Genomic DNA, 18751 nt, shown 5'->3' on the forward strand with positions numbered 1-18751 from the left:
ATGGTGGACCAGATCGACGCGATGGACCGGAAAATTCTGGCCGAGCTGCAACGCGATGCAAGCCAGTCTCTGGACGAAATTGCCCGCAAAGTCGGCTCTTCGAAGACGCCGGTGTGGAATCGCATTCGCAAAATGAAGGATGCGGGCGTCATCGGACAGCAGACGGTGATTTTGGACCCGGAAAGCCTCGGTCTTGAGGCCTGTTTCTTTGTCCTCGTGCGCACCAGCGCCCATGAGGCGGGGTGGCAGGAGAAATTCCTCAAGGTGCTGCAAAAGCGCCCCGAGGTCTTGGAGGCGCACCGGCTGGCGGGGGAGATCGACTATATCCTCAAGGTTCGGGTGAAGAACGCCAAGGCCTACGACGAGTTTTACCAGGCGCTGATAGGGGAGGTGTCGATCTATAATGTGACGGCGCTTTTGTCGATGGAAGAGATCAAATCGACGACGATGTTGCCGCTTTGAGAGAATGCCGGGGGTTTTGCACCCCCGGACCCCCGCAGGATATTTCAGGACAAAAGAAGGTCTGGCAAAAGAAAGGGCGCAGCGGGTGACCGATGCGCCCTTGGTCCTAAGTGGCGGTCAGCTCAGCGATTGCCGGAGCGTGTGAACAGGCCCGCATCCTCGGCCGCTTTGCGCAGCGCGTTGGATTTGTTGACGGTTTCTTGGTATTCGCCCTCGGGCGAGCTGTCGTAGACCACGCCGCCGCCGGCTTGGATATAGAGCTTTTCGTCTTTCAAAACGGCGGTGCGCAACGCGATGCACATGTCCATGTCGCCACCTGCGGAAAAGTAGCCCACGCCGCCGCCATAGACGCCGCGTTTCTCGGGCTCCAGCTCGTCGATGATCTCCATGGCGCGGACTTTCGGCGCGCCGGAGACGGTGCCTGCGGGCAGGCCTGCGAGCAGGGCGGAGAGCGCGTCCTCGTCCTCGCGCAGTTCGCCCACCACGTTGGAGACGATGTGCATGACGTGCGAATAGCGTTCGATGATGAACTCTTCGGTCGGATGCACCGTGCCGATTTTCGAGACCTTGCCGGTGTCATTGCGGCCCAGATCGAGAAGCATCAGGTGCTCGGCCAGTTCCTTTTCATCGGACAACAGATCTTCTTCGAGCGCTTTGTCCTCGGCGGGCGTCGCGCCACGTTTGCGGGTGCCAGCGATCGGGCGGATGGTGACCTCGCCATCGAAGACGCGCACGAGGATTTCGGGCGAGGCGCCGATGATCTGGAAGCCGCCGAAGTTGAAGAAGAACATGAAGGGCGACGGGTTGGTGCGGCGCAGGCTCCGGTAGAGCGAGAAGGGCGGCAGCGGGAAGTCTTGCGTCCAGCGCTGCGCGGGCACGACTTGGAAGATGTCGCCTGCGGTGATGTATTCTTTCGCTTTCTCGACGGCGGCTTTGTAGCCCTCGTGGGTAAAGTTCGAGGTGGCGGGGGGCGCCACGTAAGCTTCGCCCATTTCGTGGCTGGCCTCAGACGGCGCGCGTTCGAGATCGCGCAGGGCATCCATCACGCGTTCGGCGGCCTGCGCATAGGCGGCTTTGGCCGACAGTCCAGAGGAGGCCCAAGCGGGGGAGACGAGGATCACATCGCCTTTGACCCCATCGAGGATCGCCACCAGAGAGGGCCGCATCAGGACCGCATCCGGAAGGCCGATCGGGTCGGGGTTCACATTGGGCAGATGTTCCACGAGCCGGATCATATCGTAGCCCAAGTAGCCAAAGAGACCGGCAGCAGCGCCCGGCAATTCATCGGGAATGTCGATGCGGCTCTCGTCAATCAACGCGCGGATCGAGGACAAAGGGTCCTTGTCGTCAACGACATAGCTGTCGTCGTCAAAGCGCGCATTGCGGTTGATCGAGGCTTTCGCCTCACCGCCCGTACCTTCGCATTTCCAGATCAGATCGGGCTTCATGCCGATGATGGAATAGCGCCCGCGCACCTCGCCGCCGGTGACGGATTCGAGGATGAAACTGTCGGTGCGGGCGCCCGCGAGTTTGAGCATGATCGACACCGGCGTGTCGAGATCGGCGGCCACTTTGGCGTAGACCAACTGGTTTTTGCCTTGGGCAAAGCCGGTTTCAAACTCGGAATAGGTCGGGATGAGCGTGGCCATGAGTGTCTCTTATTGCATCTGGCTGTGAATGGCGGTGAGTGCCGTCTGGTTGATCGTCACCCCTTCGCGGGTCCGAAGCGCTTCTGTGAAAGCGTCGATCACATCCGTGGCAGCGCCCTGCGCGGCGGAGGTGATATAGCTCTCTGCGATGGTGGTGTTCTCATCGGTGCTTGCGGGCGGCTCGATCGTGTCGATCTTGGCGATGACAACGCGGTTGTCGCCCGGGATCAAGGTGGTGCCACCGGCCTGAAGACCCGGCGCAAAGACCGCATCCATGAAGCCCTCGGGCATGGTGGACAGGAAATCCTGACGCGTGATCGCCGAGAAGGTCTCGGACGGCAGGCCCAGATCGGTGATCAGCTTGCCGGTGGCGACCTCGGTTTCAAATGCTTCGGCGCGCTCGGTCAGACGTTGTTGTAGCGCGTCGGCTTCCCAATCGGCGGTCACCTGATCACGCACCTCGTCCAGCGGCATCCGTGTCGCGGACACGATTTCGTCGAGGCGCAGCGCGAAAATGCCACCATCGGACAATTCGATGATCTCGGGGTAATCGTCCAAAGTCACCTCAGAGGCGGCTTGTTTGAACGCGGTATAGGCGGCGATGCCCCCCTCGCTCGACGGCGTCCAATCCATCGTGTCAAGCTCCATTTTGGTCTCGTTGGCGAGGTCTTCGAGCGTGTAGCCTTCGGCCAAATCGTTGTCGAATTCTTCCAGCAGACCGGAGATCAGACGCGCGGCGGCATCGGTGCTCATCACGGCGGCCAATTCCTCACGCGCCTCTTCAAAGGACACTTCAGACCCCGCCAGAGTTCCGTTGACGCGGTAAAGCGCCGGGCCGAGATCGGACATCACGGGGCCGACGACGCCGGTGCCGTCCAACGCAAAGACCGCAGGGCCCGCCGCGGTGGATAGATCCCCCTCGGAAACATCGCCCATATCGACGTCAATGAGATCGAGCCCACGCGCGGTGACCTCGTCTTCATAGCTCGTCTCGCCTGCCGCGATGCGGTCGGCGGCGGCCTGAGCCTCGTCCTCGGAACCATAGACCAGACGCTCGACCAGACGGCGCTCCGGCTGGATGTAGCTGGTGATGTTCTCGTCATAGAGTTTGCGCAGCGCCTCCTCGTCGAGATCGACCTCATCCATGATCATCGCGGGCGTGAGCCATGCGTAGGTGATGCGACGGGCCTCGGGCGCGGTGTAGGCGTCGGGGTGGGCGTCATACCAAGCCTGAATGTCGCTCTCGGAGGCAATCGGTGCGCCGGTTTCAAGCGCGTCGGCTTCGAGCGTGGCGACGGACACGGTGCGGCGTTCGCCCAGCCAATCGACCACAACCTGGCCGTAAGAGGGCGGCATGGTGATGCCGGTGGCCAAAGCGCCGGTCAAAAGCGACCGCGCGGCTTCCTTGCGCAGATTGTCCTCAAAGCCCTTGTCGGTCATGTTGTTGCGCGACAGGGCCTGACGATAGGCCTCGGCATCGAACTTGCCGTCGAGACCTTTGAACGCGTCGATGTTCAACAGCTCGCGGCGCACGGCATCGTCGCCCACGGAGAGGCCGACGCGCGCGGTTTCCGCATCCAAGGCGGCCTGCGAAAAAAGCTGGTCGAGCACCTGTTGCGACAGGCCGAATTCCAGCGCCTGTGCCACGGAAAACGGCTGGCCGGTTTGGGCCTCGATGGCGCGCATCTGGTTTTGCAACGCGGACGCATAGGCATTGGTGGAGACACCTTCATCGCCAACCGCGCCAACGCGGGTCACGGAACCGCCAAAATTTGCCGTACCAAAACCGCCCAAACCGACGATCAGGAGGCCCATCAGGCCCCACACCACCATTTTCGTGCCAGAACCCTTGCCGCTCGCCATGTTTTTAGTCTCCTTCAAGGTTGGGAAACTGTGTAGGGGCAAGCGAAACCGAGGGCAAGGCAGATCAGGGTGTGATTTGGGCCAATCTGGTGAAAAGCTCCGTGATCCCGGCTTGATCGATATTGGCGAATGCAATGCGGAGCTGATGCTCGGCGCGTTTGTCGCCTTCGGGCATGAATGTCGTGCCCGGCAACAAGAGTACACCGGCCTCGCGCACCAGCCAAGGGGCCAGTTCCGACGACGGCATCTCGAAGGGGTGGCTGACATAGGCGAAGAACGCGCCGCAGCCCAAAAGGCGCCAGCCTTTGGCCTCAAGTTGCGGGAAACCATCGATGATGGCCTGACGCCGCGACAGAATTTCGGCGCGCTCGCCCGCGACCCAGTCGCTGAGGTTTTGCAGCCCCCAAAGCGCCGCCTTCTGGCCGATTTGATTGGGACAGATCGACACGGTGTCGAGGTATTTCTCCACCTGTTCGAGCCGTTCCGCGGAGCTGATCACGGCGCCCACGCGGTGGCCGGTGAGGCGAAACGCTTTCGAGAAGGAATAAAGATGCACCAACGTATCCTGCCAGCCCTTTTGCCGGAACAGGTAATGCGGCACCTCCGTGCGGCTGTCGAAATCGCGATAGGTCTCATCCAAGATCAACATGATGCCACGATCACGGGCCAGCGCGTAGAATTTCGTCAAAAGCTCCGGCGGATATTCCACGCCGCCCGGATTGTTCGGCGTGATCAACACCATGGCGCGGGTGCGTGGGCTGATCAGACGCGCGGCCTCTTCGAGATCGGGCAAAAGATCGTCGCCTGCGACCAAAGGCACGGCGGTGACGCCCGACATATCGCACCACATTTTATGGTTGAAATACCATGGCGCGACCAGAATGACCTCGTCGCCCGGCGCGGCAATCGTGCTCATCACAGAGGTGAACGCCTGATTGCAACCGGCGGTGATGGCGACCTGATCGACGGTGATGTCTGCGTGATAGGCTTTTGTCCAATCCTTGGCGATCTGGCTGCGCAGCTCCGGCAGGCCCAGAACCGGTCCGTAAAGATGAGCGCTGGTGTCGTCCATCGCCATGCGGGCGATCTCTTGGCGCAGGGGCAGCGGCGGCGCCTCCATCGGCGCGGCCTGGCTCACGTTGATCAACGGGCGCTCGGGCGGAAAGGTGACACCTTCGGCCCATTTACGAGAGGCCACGATGGGCGAGGCAAAGGTGCGGGCCATGGGGGCGGCAAGAGGTGTCAGCATTTGGAAATCCTCGGTCTTGAAGTTGCTCTGAGAGTAGGGGGCGGCTGCGGGGGATGCAATCGCCTCTCGTGCAGAGCGCAGGCTGCCTGCAATCGGATCAAAACGCAGGCAAGTTGCTGAAAAAAAAGACGTTCACTCTGGTTGTGCGGTTTTGATCAGGCGTCTTCAAGGTTTGTTTACCTCTTTTGTCTCACTCTTGGATGACTTTGAAGAAAAACGCCCCCAAGTGCCTCTTCACAAGAGGCGCATCCGAATTTGAAACGGGGGCGCGTGCGAGAGGACAAAAGCAGACAGGCTCCGGGGATCAACCCGGCGCCACAACAGGATAAATGAGGTTACAGATATGGCATATGGTTTCGCCGCACCGAACGGATATGACACATTGATTGACGCGCTTCGGGCCGCTTTGACGGCTGCGCGCGAGGGCGATCAGGCGCGCGAAGAGGAGATGACGGAGGACATCCGCGATGCCTCTTATGAGATGATGCCGCGCCAGGCGGGCTATCTGGTGCGCTCGGCCTGTGGTGCGATTGACGCGGCGATGCGTGGGTTTGATCGCGAAAACAGTCTCGCTTTCGCCGAACATGCGATTGAAAACGTTCAGGATATGCTCTGGCGCTCGCAAGGCGCGGCCTCTGCGGCCTGAACCGACTTACTTCGGACAGAGCCAGGCGTCGAGATAGCTCTCCAGCCGGCTCTCCAACGCCTGACGGCTGTTCAGCGCGCAGAAATTCAATGCGATGGCCTGAATGAAAAACGCGCTGATGCCTTCGCCGACCAATTCCGGCGCGATGTCGGGGCGGTAGGGAGCCTCGCGCGCCCAGCGGGCGAAGAGGGCGATTTGTTCATCGAACTGCGTAGCAATCGGCCCGATGTCCGAAATCGCCGCCGCGCCCGAGTGGCGGATGATCACATCGAAGACATAGCGCTCCGATGTCATGAAATGGATCAGCGGCAGGAGCCGTTCGACCATCTCCCGAATATCCTTCGGCGTTTGCGCGTCTGCCGTTTCTGCGATCAAATCGGCCATACGCGCGCCGATGATCTGCTCCATCAACGCGTCTTTATCTTTGAAATGCGCGAAAAACGTGCCCTTGGCGACACCCGCCGCGCGCACCACGTCCTCGACGCGCAGGGCCTCGAAACTTTCTTTTGAAATCAGATATTTCGCGGCTGTGAGCAGCTTGTCTCGGGTTGCGAGCGCGCGTTTCTGGATCGGTTTGGTCATGGGGTTCGTCATGCGGGGAGTGTGCATGTTTTTTGACTGTGGTCAAATTTAATTATTGACCGTGGTCACTTTTAGAATCTATGAAAATGACCGTGGTCAATTTAGTCTGGGGGACATCATGTCCAAAACGCGTATCTACATCCTGAATGGTCATCCGGCCGAGACGTCTCTGTCGAAAACACTCGCTGAAACCTACACGAAGGCCGCGAAATCCGCAGGGTTCGAGACGCGTCTTCAGCATTTGAACAGCCTGAAGTTCGACATGGATTTCGAACGCGCGGGCTACAAAGACGTCAAGCCGCTGGAGACCGATCTCGAAGAGGTCATGGCGAATATCGCGTGGGCGGAGCATGTGGTGATCGTCGCGCCGATGTGGTGGGGCGGGCTGCCCGCCAAACTCAAGGGGCTCTTTGATCGCGCGTTCTTGCCGGGGCGGACGTTTGACACGCGCAATCCGAACCGCTTCGGCATGCCTGCGCCGATGCTGACGGGGCGCAGCGCGCGGGTGGTACTGACGTCAGATACGCCGACGTGGTTTCTCTGGCTGGCCTATCGCAATCCGATTGCGTCGACGCTCAAAGGCCATATCTTGGGATTTGTCGGCATCAAACCGGTGCGGCTGACGCAATTCGCGGGCGCCACCGATGCGACGCCCAAAACCGTGTCGCGCTGGCTCAAAAAGGTCGAGGCTCTGGGGGTGAAGGGCGCATGAACAAGGGGCCGCTTGGCCCCTTAGTTATGTGTCTTAGTCGCGACCGCGATAGGGTTTGACGTATTGCATCGCCATATCCCATGGAAAGAAAATCCACGTGTCCTGAGACACTTCGGTGATGTAGCTGTCGACTTGCGGCCGGCCTTTCGGCTTGGCGTAGACGGTGGCGAAATGCGCGTTGGGATACATCGAGCGGACCAGCTCAAGCGTCTTGCCGCTGTCCACCAGATCGTCGATCACCAGAATGCCGGTGCCGTCGCCCATCATCTCGTCATTCGGCGCGTTGAGCACCACGGCGTCGGATTGATTTTGGTGGTCGTAGGATTTCACCGAAATCGTATCGACCGTGCGGATGTCCAGCTCACGCGCAATGATCATCGCGGGCGCCATGCCGCCGCGGGTGATCGCCACGATGGCACGCCACGCGCCGTCATCCGGCCCTTTGCCGTCGAGCCGCCACGCCAGCGCCCGGCTGTCGCGGTGAATCTGATCCCAGCTGATGTGAAAGCCTTTTTCATGGGGCAGGCGGTCGGACATCTCTTTTGATCCTTTCAACAAGTTGGGCGGCTTATTGGGTTGCGATCCGGACCCCGAACAGGGCGATCATACCGCCAAGGGCGCGGTCGGTCCAAAGCTTGGCCCGGCCATAGGCTTGTCGTGCTTTTTGCCGTGAAAAAAGCCGCGCGACAATCACATACCACAGTGTTTCGTCAAAAAAGACGAAAAACAACAACAAGCCCTTAACGGCCAAAGAGGTCTCGGGCGGGATCAGCCCGGCAAAGACCGCACCGAAAAACACCGCAGGCTTCGGGTTCGACAATTGCGTCATGAGGCCGAGGCGAAAGGCATTGGCGAGCGAACGCGGGCTGGCGAGCAACGTGGTTTCGGGCAGCGGATCATGTGCATGGCGGAAGGTCTTATAGCCGATCCAGATTAGGAAAAGCCCGCCCGCGAGTTTGAAGGCGAGATAGGCGCGGGGGAAAATTTCGAACAGGATCGAGAGGCCGGACATGGCGGCCAGCGCCCAGATCACCGCCCCCAATCCAAAGGCCACGGCAAGCCCGAAGGCGGGGCGAAAGCCTTCGGAGGCGGCAGTGCGCACGGAGACCACGAAAGAGGGGCCGGGCGACATGGCGGCGACGAGATGCAGGCTCAAAATGGATAGAAAAATCGCGAGGGTCATGTCTCCTCCCAAAGACATCTGTAAACCAAAACGGGAGCCGAAGCCCCCGTTTTCAAAGCGTTTATGGTGCAGATCAGCCCTTGGAGATGTCCGGGGCGTCGACGGCCTTCATGCCGACGACATGGTAGCCCGCATCCACATGGTGGGTCTCGCCGGTCACGCCCGCGCCCAGATCGGAGAGCAGGTACAGCGCGGAATTGCCCACATCGTCGATGGTCACATTGCGACGCAGCGGCGAGTTGTATTCGTTCCACTTCATGATGTAGCGGAAGTCGCCGATGCCGGAGGCGGCAAGCGTCTTGATCGGACCGGCGGAGATCGAGTTGACGCGGATGCCGTCTTTGCCCAGATCTTCGGCGAGGTAGCGCACGGAGGCCTCCAGAGCAGCCTTGGCGACGCCCATCACATTGTAATGCGGCATCACGCGCTCAGCACCGTAATAGGTCATGGTCAGCATCGAGCCGCCCTCGGTCATCAGCTTAGCGGCGCGCTGTGCGACGGCGGTGAAGGAGAAGACGGAGATATCCATGGTCAGATTGAAGTTGGCGCGCGTGGTGTCAACGTAACGACCGCGCAGCTCGTTTTTGTCAGAGAAGCCGATGGCATGCACGATAAAGTCGAGCTTGCCCCATTTCGCTTCGATTTCGGCAAAAAGCGCATCCATCGAGGCTTCGTCGGAGACGTCGCATTCCAGAACGAAATCGGACCCCAGACGTTCGGCCAGCGGATCGACCCGTTTCTTAAGCTGTTCACCTTGATAAGAAAAACACAGCTCGGCGCCATGATCGGAGAGCGCTTTGGCAATGCCCCAGGCGATTGATTTGTCGTTGGCAAGGCCCATGATCAGCCCGCGTTTGCCGTCCATCAGTTTCGTCATGGCGTGTCTTGTTCCGCTTATTATTTGATGTTGAAACGTGCTTTAGGGGTTTTGCGCAAAGCGATCAAGTCTGGCCCCGGCAAATTCACGACGTAGGGTCATTTGGCCGCTGCAAACCGCTTGTGCGTCGCTGTTTAAACCGGGGACAGGCGGGGTGTGCGTGGGGTTTGTCTTGTCGCTCGGGCGCAATAGGACTATCCCGAAAACAACTAAGAACGCCGCCAGAGGAGAGCCGCCATGGTGTCAGCAGATGTCCCCCGCAAAGGCATTTTCGCCGGAGACGACCCGTTCGAGATTTCGCGACGTTGGTTGACCGAAGCCGAGGCCAAGGAGATCAACGATCCTAATGCCATCGCGATCGCCACGGTGGACGAGGGAGGCCTGCCGAATGTGCGGATGGTGCTCTTGAAAGAGATCGCTGACGACGCCTTTGTGTTTTTCACCAACTATGAGAGTGCCAAGGGGCAAGAGATTGAAAGTGCAGGAAAAGCAGCCTTTGTCATGCATTGGAAATCGCTGCGCCGTCAGGTCCGTGTGCGCGGCCTGATTGCCCGTGAAACGCCGGAGGCCTCGGACGCCTATTACCAATCCCGCGCGCTCGGATCGCGCATCGGCGCCTGGGCCAGCCAACAATCGCGACCGCTCGCGTCAAAGACCGCACTGATGGAAGCCGTGGCCAAAGAGGGCCTCAAACACGGCCCCAAACCGAAACGCCCGCCGTTCTGGGGCGGCTATCGGATCACGCCTTTGGAGATCGAGTTCTGGGCCGATGGTGAGTTCCGTTTGCACGACCGCTTCCGCTGGCGTCGCGAGAGCCCGGACGCGGCGTGGAACATTCTGCGCCTGAACCCTTGAGAGTTTGGTTTACGTTAGGTCAGCTTTGCAACTGATCAAAAAGACAGGGGGAAGGGGGCTTGCACCTTCCGCTCGATTGTCTCAGGTTCAGAGCGGGATGAGGGGTGCGTACCCCCTGTTATGGGCCAGTCGAAATGCGCATTGGCCCTTATGAGTAAATGAGAGAATGAACGACACAGACTTGGGGAAGGTCGTTTCGGGCCATGTAAAATGGTTCGATCCGACTCGCGGTTTTGGTTTTGTGATCGCCGATGACGGCGGTCCGGATATTTTGTTGCATGCAAATGTTCTGCGCAACTTCGGGCAAAGCTCCGTAGCGGATGCCGCTATGGTGCGGCTGGTGGTGCAAAGCACGGATCGCGGTGTGCAGGCGGTCGAGGTGCTTGAGATTGCACCCCCGGCGCCGGGCACCGGGACGATGCTGGAAGACCTCGAAGAGATCGATGAGGAAAGCCTGTCCTTGCCGCTCGAACCCGCGCGTGTGAAATGGTTCGACAAGGGCAAAGGCTTTGGGTTTGCCAATGTTTTTGGGCGCCCTGAGGATGTTTTCATCCATATCGAAGTGCTGCGCCGTTCCGGTCTGGCCGATTTGATGCCGGGCGAGGCCGTCGGGCTGCGCGTCATCGACGGGCGTCGGGGCCGGATGGCCGCGCATGTCACCGCCTGGGATGTGGCTCTGCGTGAGGCGCAAGAGGCGGAGGCCTGAGATGCGCCACCTGTCGCGTGTCCCGACACTTTTGACCGCGATCTTTTGCGTCGCCGCCATGCCTGCGCTGGCGCAAAACACCTGCCGCATGGATGAGGTGGTGATCTCTGGGCCAGAGACGCAGGCGCGTTTTTCGGTCGAGATTGCCGACGACGCCGGTGAACGGGCGCTTGGCCTGATGAACCGGCCCGAGATGCCGCGCTCGCATGGCATGTTGTTCGTCTATGAAAAGCCGCAGCCGGTGTCGTTTTGGATGGCCAACACCTTGATCCCGCTGGATATGATCTTTGTTGATCAGCGTGGCGTGGTGACCCGTGTGCATGACGAGGCCGTGCCTTTGGACCGGACCCCGATTGCGGGGGGCGATGCCGTCTATGCGGTGCTTGAAATCAATGGCGGTCTGGCGCGTGCTTTGGGCATTCGTCCCGGCGATCATCTCCGCCATCCTGCCTTTGGGGCCGAGGCGGCGGATCCCTGTCTCACCGACTGAGACGCAAATAAGTGCTTTTCAACCGCGCGTTTGCACGGTAGGAGAGGCGCACGGTCGGGGCGTGGCGCAGTCTGGTAGCGCACCTGTTTTGGGTACAGGGGGTCGTGAGTTCGAATCTCGCCGCCCCGACCACTTTCTCCTCTCAGCATGATGTCCGGCTCCGTGCCCGTTTATATGACGGTTTGCTGCGCGCGTCCTGTTTTGGTCGATCTGAAACCGGTGCCGGGCGGGACAACTTGTGAGTGCGTCATAAAAATGATTCGAGCGTGGCTGCCTTGGTCGCATATATGTGCGATGACGGTATATATGCGCCGATTTGGTGGCTAACCCCGCTGGTTTTCAGGGTTTTTCCTGAGAAAACTGGCGTTTTTGAGCCATCCTTCGCATCGCTTGGTCCACTAGATGTAGTATGCTGATGAATTGTGCAAACGTGCCACACAGGGGGCAGGCCGAGCGTTTTTTTGTCGCGGTCACTTATCCACATCTGCTTGTGCAAAATCTTAACGAATTTTGCGAAACCCATAGGAAACAAAGAAAAAAGTATTAACGCGAGGGGCTTCGAATCGTAGGGGGCTGTGGGCAATTTTCGTCAAACGTTTTTTGCGTTTCAAAAGGGTAAATTTTGCGTTGACCACAAGGGCTCAGCCGCTGCACATTGTGGAGGCCGGATGAGGGACACACTACATTTAGTTGTTTTTCGACGGCGAGAGACAAGGGTCTCGGGGGACATATCCGCGTAGGGATCGCACCGGCTTTCAGGTCGAAAGGCTTGAAAATAAAGGGTGCGGCCGGGGTGAGAACGGATATGCCACCGAGGATCAGCTTGAGGACCTAAGACGAATCTCTGTCGCATCCGGGCGCTATGGCCGCACCGGGATGGCTTAGATTTGTCTGTGAGCCGGGCTTGTTTCTTGCCGAAGAGAAAACACAAGATGTGGAGGAGGTCGTGGGGTCGCCGGTGACGGAAATTTGGCGGTAAAGCAAAACAACGCGAGAGTTGAGCAGATGAAAATCGAACGCAAATTCACGACGGCAGGCAAAGACGCATATGCGGAACTGGAGTTCACCAAGACCTCCTCGGAAATCCGCAACCCGGACGGCACGGTGGTGTTTCATCTCGACGATTGCGAAGTGCCCGCCAAGTGGTCGCAGGTCGCCTCCGACGTCATCGCGCAGAAATATTTCCGCAAGGCGGGCGTGCCGGCGGCGCTGAAGAAAGTTCGTGAAAAAGGCGTTCCGTCTTTCCTCTGGCGGTCTGTTCCTGACGAAGACAAGCTCGCGAAGTTGCCCGAAGTGGCCCGTTTCGGCGGCGAGACCTCCGCGAAACAGGTGTTTGACCGTCTCGCAGGCGCCTGGGCCTATTGGGGTTGGAAGGGCGGCTATTTCTCCTCCGAAGAAGACGCCAAAGCCTATTACGACGAGATGCGGTTCACGCTGGCGGCTCAAATGGGTGCGCCGAACTCTCCGCAGTGGTTCAACACCGGCCTGCATTGGGCCTATGGCATCGACGGTCCGGGGCAGGGGCATTATTATGTGGATTATCAATCCGGTGAGCTGACGCGCTCGGCCTCGGCCTATGAGCATCCGCAGCCGCACGCGTGCTTTATCCAATCCGTCGCCGACGATCTCGTGTCCGATGGCGGCATCATGGATCTCTGGGTGCGTGAGGCGCGTCTGTTCAAATATGGTTCCGGCACCGGCACCAACTTTTCCTCGCTGCGTGCGGCCAATGAGAGCCTTTCGGGCGGTGGCAAATCCTCCGGCCTCATGGGCTTTTTGAAAATCGGTGACCGGGCGGCAGGCGCGATCAAATCCGGCGGCACCACGCGCCGCGCGGCGAAAATGGTGATCTGCGACATGGATCACCCGGACATCGAGGATTTCATCAACTGGAAGGTGATCGAAGAGCAGAAAGTGGCGTCCATCGTCGCGGGCTCCAAGATGCACGAACGCCAGCTCAATGCGATTTTCGATGCGATTGGCACTTGGGATGGCGCGGAAGTCGATGCCTTTGATCCGGCTAAGAACCCGGCTCTGAAAGCGGCTGTGAAATCCGCGAAACAGGTCGCGATCCCGGAAACCTATGTCAAACGCGTGCTGGATTACGCGAAACAGGGCTATTCCTCGATCGAATTCCCGACCTACGACACGGATTGGGATTCTGAGGCCTATGCGTCGGTCTCCGGACAGAATTCCAACAACTCCGTGCGCGTCACCGACGCCTTCCTCAAGGCCGTGAAAGACGATGCCGAATGGGAACTGCTGCGCCGCACCGACGGGAAGGTCGCCAAGACTGTCAAGGCTCGCGATCTCTGGGAGCAAGTCGGCCATGCCGCCTGGGCCTGTGCCGATCCCGGCATCCAGTTCCACGACACGATCAATGCCTGGCACACCTGCCCGGAAGACGGCGAAATTCGCGGCTCCAACCCGTGCTCGGAATACATGTTCCTCGATGACACGGCTTGTAACCTTGCCTCGATGAACCTGCTGACCTTCTTGCTCGACGGCGTGTTCGATGCGGAAAGCTACATGCACGCGACCCGCATCTGGACGCTGACGCTCGAGATTTCCGTGATGATGGCGCAGTTCCCCTCAAAAGAGATCGCGCAGCGCTCTTATGATTTCCGCACGCTGGGGCTGGGTTACGCCAACATCGGCGGGCTTTTGATGAACATGGGCTTTGGCTATGACAGCGATGAAGGTCGCGCGCTGGCCGGTGCCCTGACCGCGATCATGACCGGCGTGTCCTATGCGACCTCCGCTGAGATCGCCGGTGAGCTGGGGGCCTTCGACAAGTTCGAGAAGAACCGCGAGCACATGCTGCGCGTCATCCGCAATCACCGCACCGCCGCCTATGGCAAGACCACGGGCTATGAGGGCCTGGAGGTCAAACCGGTCGCTTTGGATCACGCCAATTGCCCCGATGCGCATCTTGTCGAGTTGGCAAAATCCGCTTGGGACGAGGCTTTGTCCCTTGGCGAGAAACATGGCTATCGCAACGCGCAGGTCTCTGTGATCGCGCCCACCGGCACCATCGGTCTGGTGATGGATTGCGACACGACGGGGATTGAGCCGGACTTTGCGCTGGTGAAATTCAAGAAACTCGCAGGCGGTGGTTACTTCAAGATCATCAACCGCTCCGTGCCCGCAGCCCTTGAAAAGCTGGGCTATTCCTCGTCTGAGATTGAGGAGATTGTGTCCTACGCCGTGGGTCATGGCACCATCGGCAACGCGCCGGGGATCAACCACACGGCTCTGATCGGCCACGGCTTCGGCCCCGCGCAGATCGACAAGATCGAGGCCGCTCTGCCGTCCGCCTTCGACATCCGCTTCGTGTTCAACCAATGGACGCTGGGCGAAGAGTTCTGCACCGGCACGCTCGGCATTCCGGCGGCGAAGCTCAATGATCCGTCTTTCGACCTGCTGCGCAGCCTCGGCTTTACCGCCAAAGACATCGCGGCGGCCAATGATCACGTCTGTGGCACGATGACCCTCGAAGGTGCGCCTTTCCTCAAGGAAGAGCATTACAACGTCTTCGATTGCGCCAATGCCTGCGGCAAAAAAGGCAAGCGTTATCTGTCGGTTGAGAGCCACATCACCATGATGGCGGCGGCGCAGTCCTTTATCTCCGGCGCGATCTCCAAGACGATCAACATGCCGAATGACGCCACCATCGAGGATTGTCAGGCCGCTTACGAGCTGTCCTGGTCCTTGGGCACCAAAGCCAACGCGCTTTACCGTGACGGCTCGAAACTGTCGCAGCCGTTGGCCACCGCTTTGATCGAGGATGACGAAGAGGCCGAGGAAATCCTTGCCTCCGGCACCGCGCAGGAAAAAGCTGCTGTGCTGGCCGAGAAGATCGTCGAGAAGGTCATCATCAAAGAGGTCGCTCGTGGCCGCGAAAAGATGCCCGATCGCCGTAAAGGCTACACCCAGAAATCCGTCGTCGGCGGGCATAAGGTCTATCTGCGCACCGGCGAATATGAGGACGGCTCTCTGGGCGAGATCTTCATCGACATGCACAAAGAGGGTGCGGGTTTCCGGGCGATGATGAACAACTTCGCCATCGCGGTTTCCGTGGGTCTCCAGTATGGCGTGCCGCTGGAAGAGTTCGTCGATGCCTTCACCTTCACCAAATTCGAACCGGCAGGCATGGTGCAGGGCAATGACTCGATCAAGAACGCCACCTCGATCCTCGACTATATCTTCCGCGAGCTGGCCGTCAGCTACCTCGACCGCACCGATCTGGCGCATGTCAAACCGCAGGGCGCGGCCTTTGACGATCTCGACAAGGACGCCGCCGAAGGCGTGTCCAACATCAAAACCCCGTCGGAAAGTGCCTCAGCGAAATCCATCGAGGTGCTGAAACAGATTTCTTCGACCGGCTATCTGCGCAAGCGCTTGCCGCAGGAACTCGTTGTTTTGCAAGGCGGAATGCAGTCGGGTGCCGTGGCGCTTGATGGCTCCATCGATCCGGAAGTCGCGCTTCAGACGCTGGTGCCGGAAGTGAAGCCGACGGCTGAAACGGCGCTCTCCACCGGCACCGTGTCGATGACCGCGCGCGATAAGGCAAAGATGCAAGGCTACGAGGGCGAGGCTTGTGGCGAATGCGGCAACTACACGCTGGTGCGCAACGGCACCTGCATGAAATGCAACACCTGCGGCGGCACGTCCGGCTGTAGCTGAGGAGCATGAGAATGGAATTGGTTTTCGACATCGCCGGTCAATTGTGCGCGGCAGATCGCGTGACGATGCGCGGCAACACTTTGGAGGCGGAGTTCGACCGCAACGTCGTGGGCGCGCTGGCCGATGCCTATGACGGCAGTCACGCGGTCTCTGTCCTCGGCGTACCGTCTCTGTCGGTGACCTATTCGGTGCAAACCTACCGCACCGAGGGCGAACACGGATGCCGCGCGACGTTTTCGGTCAACAGCTCTGCGGGGCAGGTGCTGCATTGAAGGAATACGGTTCAGCCCCTCACGGCTGAACCCGCCGCAAGGGCACGAAAAGTGGGAGCCGGTTTTCGTTTTTCGCCCTGAGGCAACGATGGGATACGGTTCAGCCCCTCACGGCAGAACCCGCCGCAAGGGCACGAAAAGTGGGAACCGGTTTTCGTTTTTCGCCCTGAGGCAATGAAGAGATACGGTTCAGCCCCTCACGGCTGAACCGGGGTGGGGATGCTCTATCGACCATATGCGTCAGGAGCATCCGAGTGAGGGGTTCTTGAGAGAATTCCTTTTCCGGGGCGGATGCGTTCGCCCCTGACGCGGATCAGGCCGCAGGCAAAAAAACTTACCGGGCGGTATCAATGATGAGCCTGATCAGCGAACCTCAGGGGGGCCAGTTTGGTCCCCCTTTTTTCTTGTCTTTGTCGGATTTATGTCGATCTGTCGCGTGAAAACGCTGTGTCTATCGACCTGTCAAAAGGGCTAGGCCGCAATCAGGCTTGCCGCAAAGTCGCGCAAAGCCTTGGCCAGTTCAGGGGCCACATCGCGCTGAAGCGGGGTCAAATGGGTGCAGATGCGGACCCCGTTTGCCATGCGTGTTTTGAAAGAAACCATGGTCCCGGCCTCTGGCATGGCAAAGGAGCCAAGCATGGCATCTGCACCGGACGCGTACACCAAATCGGCGTGGTCACTGCACCAAATCACGGCCTTATGCGTGTCAGGGTTGGACCAAATAACAATTCCATCCATCTGAATACTCTCAACACTCGACATTCACTGTGAGCATTCACTTATAACACGAGCAGATATCGAGAAATATTCCGATTTATGTGTCACAACCGAACGCGAAGTGACGCTAAACCGCGTCAAATCATGAGAGTTGTCGAGAAGTGAAACAAAACTGTATCAAAAAACGGCTCTAGGGCGCATAATCTCCCTATTCAATTGATGGAAAACCTTTGCAGGGGCCATGATCAGCCATCCTACCGGTTCCATTTTGGGGCGATGGACGATCCGTTTTACTGATCAATTGGAATATAGCGGACGGGATGTCCGAAAAGACCCGACGTGTTTTGAGGGGGCTCAGAGGAGGGGGGACGCGTGCAGCAAGGAGAATTATCTCCCGCGCAGTTGCGCCATATTTTTGGAACGAATTTGAGGCAGCTCTCGAAACGGGCGGGCTCTATTTCTCAGCTGTGCCGCGATCTTGACATCAATCGCACCCAGTTCAACCGCTACCTGAAAGGCGAGGCTTTCCCGCGCCCTGATGTGCTTTACAAGATTTGCACGCATTTCGACGTCGATGCGCGCATTCTTTTGGAACCTCTGGACTGTCTGCGGGATCAGGCGATGAAAGAGCGCACCTCGCGTGTGCTGTCCTCCTTTCTCTTCGACGTCGACGCGCTTAAAATTGCGCCCGAGGCCTTTCCCGCCGGCTGTTACCTGCACCACCGCGTGTCCTATTTTGTGCCCGATCACATCAGCACGACGCTGTTAAAATTCTATTACGACGGCAACGGAAATCTGCGCATTCGGGGCTATATGCCCTATACCTCCGGCGCCCGGATCGGTCTGCCGCGCGCTGCGCAACCCCGCCTGTTTCGCGGGCTGGTGTTTCGTCAACTGGTGGGCTTTGCCTTCATGGTGACGATGGATCAGGTGCCGCTCATGGTGCTGGGGGGCTTTGAACCCAATTACATCGGCAATCCGAAGTTCTATTTCGGCAGTTCGGTCTCGACGCAGGACGTCATCGCACCGTCGCCGATCCTTTTGGAACGCCTGGAGCCGACCTTGTCCGCGCTCATCGCCTCGCGACACCAACTCGGCATTCGCGAGCGTAGAATCTACTCGCCTCTGGTGCGCGGTTTCTTCGACAAATTCGCGCCGATCCGTTAACTCACAGAGAGTCGCAAAAGGGCCCGCGAGGGGCCCTTTGGTTTCGTCTTGGGGGCTTGAGCTCAGACGTGGCTGCCCCGCGCCAGAGCGGCGACACCCGTGCGGGCGGTTTCCACCAGACCCAGCGGCCGCATCAGCTCGGCAAAGGCATCGATTTTCTCCGACGTGCCGGTCATCTCGAAGACAAAGCTCTCAAGCGTCGAGTCCACCACATTGGCGCGGAAAATCTCCGCCAGACGCAGCGCTTCGATGCGGTTGTTGCCGGTGCCTTCGACCTTAAAGAGCGCCAGTTCGCGTTCGATCGAGGGGCCTTCGACGGTCAGGTCGTGGACCTCGTGGACGGGCACGATACGGCCCACCTGCGCCTTGATCTGTTCGATCACGTCGCGGGTGCCGGTGGTCACGACCGTGATGCGCGACAGATGGCTGTCGTGGTTCACCTCAGCGACGGTCAGGCTTTCGATGTTATAGCCGCGGCCGGAAAACAACCCGATGACACGGGCCAGAACGCCCGCTTCGTTGTCGACCAGAACGGCCAGCGTGTGTTTCTCGATCACTTCGGCGTGGTAGTCGCGAAGGTCATAGGCGGAATGGCTGGTGGAGCCTTGTTGGATACGTAGGGCGGACATGGTTTT

General features: G+C 59.3%; 18 protein-coding genes and 1 tRNA gene. 10 read left to right on the plus strand and 9 right to left on the minus strand.

Annotated elements, in window-relative coordinates:
* Nucleotides 1-462 carry an Lrp/AsnC family transcriptional regulator gene (locus LC094_RS13550; protein ID WP_226553643.1) on the plus strand — a complete coding sequence of 154 codons (462 nt, stop codon included), beginning with the start codon at nt 1-3 and terminating at the stop codon, nt 460-462.
* Between the two features lie 122 nt (nt 463-584).
* Here the strand turns inward: LC094_RS13550 and trpE are convergent, their stop codons facing one another.
* The 3 genes from trpE to LC094_RS13565 form a co-directional block, all read right to left on the minus strand.
* Nucleotides 585-2111, minus strand: coding sequence for an anthranilate synthase component I (gene trpE, locus LC094_RS13555; protein WP_226553334.1), 1527 nt, complete (start codon nt 2109-2111; stop codon nt 585-587).
* Between the two features lie 9 nt (nt 2112-2120).
* On the minus strand, nt 2121-3974 hold the full coding sequence (locus LC094_RS13560; RefSeq protein WP_226553335.1) for a peptidyl-prolyl cis-trans isomerase: 1854 nt from the start codon (nt 3972-3974) through the stop codon (nt 2121-2123).
* A 64-nt stretch (nt 3975-4038) separates the two neighbouring features.
* Entirely contained in the window at nt 4039-5223 is a 1185-nt protein-coding gene (locus LC094_RS13565; protein WP_226553336.1) for an aminotransferase, read from the minus strand.
* A 343-nt stretch (nt 5224-5566) separates the two neighbouring features.
* Here LC094_RS13565 and LC094_RS13570 point away from each other — a divergent pair, with 343 nt between their 5' ends.
* The gene (locus LC094_RS13570; RefSeq protein ID WP_226553337.1) at nt 5567-5869 is read left to right on the plus strand and encodes a hypothetical protein; all 303 of its coding nucleotides are present in this window, start codon (nt 5567-5569) and stop codon (nt 5867-5869) included.
* Between the two features lie 6 nt (nt 5870-5875).
* Here the strand turns inward: LC094_RS13570 and LC094_RS13575 are convergent, their stop codons facing one another.
* Nucleotides 5876-6451, minus strand: a complete 576-nt coding sequence (locus LC094_RS13575) for a TetR/AcrR family transcriptional regulator (protein WP_226553338.1) — start codon at nt 6449-6451, stop codon at nt 5876-5878.
* 118 nt (nt 6452-6569) lie between these two features.
* Between LC094_RS13575 and LC094_RS13580 the strand changes: the two genes are divergently transcribed.
* Nucleotides 6570-7163: an NAD(P)H-dependent oxidoreductase gene (locus tag LC094_RS13580; protein ID WP_226553339.1), complete on the plus strand. Its 594-nt coding sequence runs from the start codon at nt 6570-6572 to the stop codon at nt 7161-7163.
* Between the two features lie 33 nt (nt 7164-7196).
* Here LC094_RS13580 and gpt read toward each other — a convergent pair whose 3' ends face one another.
* From gpt to fabI, 3 genes are all read right to left on the minus strand, one after another.
* Nucleotides 7197-7700 carry a xanthine phosphoribosyltransferase gene (gpt, locus tag LC094_RS13585; RefSeq protein WP_226553340.1) on the minus strand — a complete coding sequence of 168 codons (504 nt, stop codon included), beginning with the start codon at nt 7698-7700 and terminating at the stop codon, nt 7197-7199.
* A gap of 31 nt (nt 7701-7731) precedes the next feature.
* The gene (locus tag LC094_RS13590; protein WP_226553341.1) at nt 7732-8346 is read right to left on the minus strand and encodes a LysE family translocator; all 615 of its coding nucleotides are present in this window, start codon (nt 8344-8346) and stop codon (nt 7732-7734) included.
* Nucleotides 8347-8419: 73 nt separating this feature from the next.
* Nucleotides 8420-9223, minus strand: coding sequence for an enoyl-ACP reductase FabI (gene fabI / locus LC094_RS13595; protein WP_226553342.1), 804 nt, complete (start codon nt 9221-9223; stop codon nt 8420-8422).
* Nucleotides 9224-9460: 237 nt separating this feature from the next.
* Here fabI and pdxH point away from each other — a divergent pair, with 237 nt between their 5' ends.
* From pdxH to LC094_RS13625, 6 genes are all read left to right on the plus strand, one after another.
* Nucleotides 9461-10078 (plus strand): pyridoxamine 5'-phosphate oxidase, encoded by a 618-nt coding sequence (gene pdxH, locus LC094_RS13600; RefSeq protein WP_226553343.1) that lies wholly within the window; start codon nt 9461-9463, stop codon nt 10076-10078.
* Nucleotides 10079-10244: 166 nt separating this feature from the next.
* Nucleotides 10245-10784 (plus strand): cold-shock protein, encoded by a 540-nt coding sequence (locus LC094_RS13605; RefSeq protein WP_226553344.1) that lies wholly within the window; start codon nt 10245-10247, stop codon nt 10782-10784.
* A 1-nt stretch (nt 10785) separates the two neighbouring features.
* Nucleotides 10786-11274, plus strand: coding sequence for a DUF192 domain-containing protein (locus tag LC094_RS13610; RefSeq protein ID WP_404815014.1), 489 nt, complete (start codon nt 10786-10788; stop codon nt 11272-11274).
* A gap of 55 nt (nt 11275-11329) precedes the next feature.
* A tRNA-Pro gene (locus LC094_RS13615) sits at nt 11330-11406 on the plus strand.
* A gap of 873 nt (nt 11407-12279) precedes the next feature.
* Complete coding sequence (locus LC094_RS13620; protein ID WP_226553345.1) at nt 12280-15960, plus strand: vitamin B12-dependent ribonucleotide reductase; 3681 nt, start codon at nt 12280-12282, stop codon at nt 15958-15960.
* A gap of 11 nt (nt 15961-15971) precedes the next feature.
* Nucleotides 15972-16232: a hypothetical protein gene (locus LC094_RS13625; protein WP_226553346.1), complete on the plus strand. Its 261-nt coding sequence runs from the start codon at nt 15972-15974 to the stop codon at nt 16230-16232.
* Nucleotides 16233-16703: 471 nt separating this feature from the next.
* Here LC094_RS13625 and LC094_RS13630 read toward each other — a convergent pair whose 3' ends face one another.
* Nucleotides 16704-16970: a hypothetical protein gene (locus LC094_RS13630; RefSeq protein WP_226553347.1), complete on the minus strand. Its 267-nt coding sequence runs from the start codon at nt 16968-16970 to the stop codon at nt 16704-16706.
* Between the two features lie 405 nt (nt 16971-17375).
* Here LC094_RS13630 and LC094_RS13635 point away from each other — a divergent pair, with 405 nt between their 5' ends.
* Complete coding sequence (locus tag LC094_RS13635; protein WP_226553348.1) at nt 17376-18116, plus strand: helix-turn-helix domain-containing protein; 741 nt, start codon at nt 17376-17378, stop codon at nt 18114-18116.
* A 62-nt stretch (nt 18117-18178) separates the two neighbouring features.
* Here the strand turns inward: LC094_RS13635 and ilvN are convergent, their stop codons facing one another.
* The gene (gene ilvN / locus LC094_RS13640; protein WP_226553349.1) at nt 18179-18745 is read right to left on the minus strand and encodes an acetolactate synthase small subunit; all 567 of its coding nucleotides are present in this window, start codon (nt 18743-18745) and stop codon (nt 18179-18181) included.
* Nucleotides 18746-18751 lie beyond the last annotated feature (6 nt).

Source organism: Celeribacter naphthalenivorans (assembly GCF_020524585.1).
In the GTDB taxonomy this organism is placed as follows: domain Bacteria; phylum Pseudomonadota; class Alphaproteobacteria; order Rhodobacterales; family Rhodobacteraceae; genus Celeribacter; species Celeribacter naphthalenivorans.

Coding starts and splice junctions, on each gene's coding strand:
- LC094_RS13550 (WP_226553643.1), top strand. CDS start 1: ATGGTGGACCAGATCGACGCGATGGACCGGAAAATTCTGGCCGAGCTG.
- trpE (WP_226553334.1), bottom strand. CDS start 2,111: ATGGCCACGCTCATCCCGACCTATTCCGAGTTTGAAACCGGCTTTGCC.
- LC094_RS13560 (WP_226553335.1), bottom strand. CDS start 3,974: ATGGCGAGCGGCAAGGGTTCTGGCACGAAAATGGTGGTGTGGGGCCTG.
- LC094_RS13565 (WP_226553336.1), bottom strand. CDS start 5,223: ATGCTGACACCTCTTGCCGCCCCCATGGCCCGCACCTTTGCCTCGCCC.
- LC094_RS13570 (WP_226553337.1), top strand. CDS start 5,567: ATGGCATATGGTTTCGCCGCACCGAACGGATATGACACATTGATTGAC.
- LC094_RS13575 (WP_226553338.1), bottom strand. CDS start 6,451: ATGACCAAACCGATCCAGAAACGCGCGCTCGCAACCCGAGACAAGCTG.
- LC094_RS13580 (WP_226553339.1), top strand. CDS start 6,570: ATGTCCAAAACGCGTATCTACATCCTGAATGGTCATCCGGCCGAGACG.
- gpt (WP_226553340.1), bottom strand. CDS start 7,700: ATGTCCGACCGCCTGCCCCATGAAAAAGGCTTTCACATCAGCTGGGAT.
- LC094_RS13590 (WP_226553341.1), bottom strand. CDS start 8,346: ATGACCCTCGCGATTTTTCTATCCATTTTGAGCCTGCATCTCGTCGCC.
- fabI (WP_226553342.1), bottom strand. CDS start 9,223: ATGACGAAACTGATGGACGGCAAACGCGGGCTGATCATGGGCCTTGCC.
- pdxH (WP_226553343.1), top strand. CDS start 9,461: ATGGTGTCAGCAGATGTCCCCCGCAAAGGCATTTTCGCCGGAGACGAC.
- LC094_RS13605 (WP_226553344.1), top strand. CDS start 10,245: ATGAACGACACAGACTTGGGGAAGGTCGTTTCGGGCCATGTAAAATGG.
- LC094_RS13610 (WP_404815014.1), top strand. CDS start 10,786: ATGCGCCACCTGTCGCGTGTCCCGACACTTTTGACCGCGATCTTTTGC.
- LC094_RS13620 (WP_226553345.1), top strand. CDS start 12,280: ATGAAAATCGAACGCAAATTCACGACGGCAGGCAAAGACGCATATGCG.
- LC094_RS13625 (WP_226553346.1), top strand. CDS start 15,972: ATGGAATTGGTTTTCGACATCGCCGGTCAATTGTGCGCGGCAGATCGC.
- LC094_RS13630 (WP_226553347.1), bottom strand. CDS start 16,970: ATGGATGGAATTGTTATTTGGTCCAACCCTGACACGCATAAGGCCGTG.
- ilvN (WP_226553349.1), bottom strand. CDS start 18,745: ATGTCCGCCCTACGTATCCAACAAGGCTCCACCAGCCATTCCGCCTAT.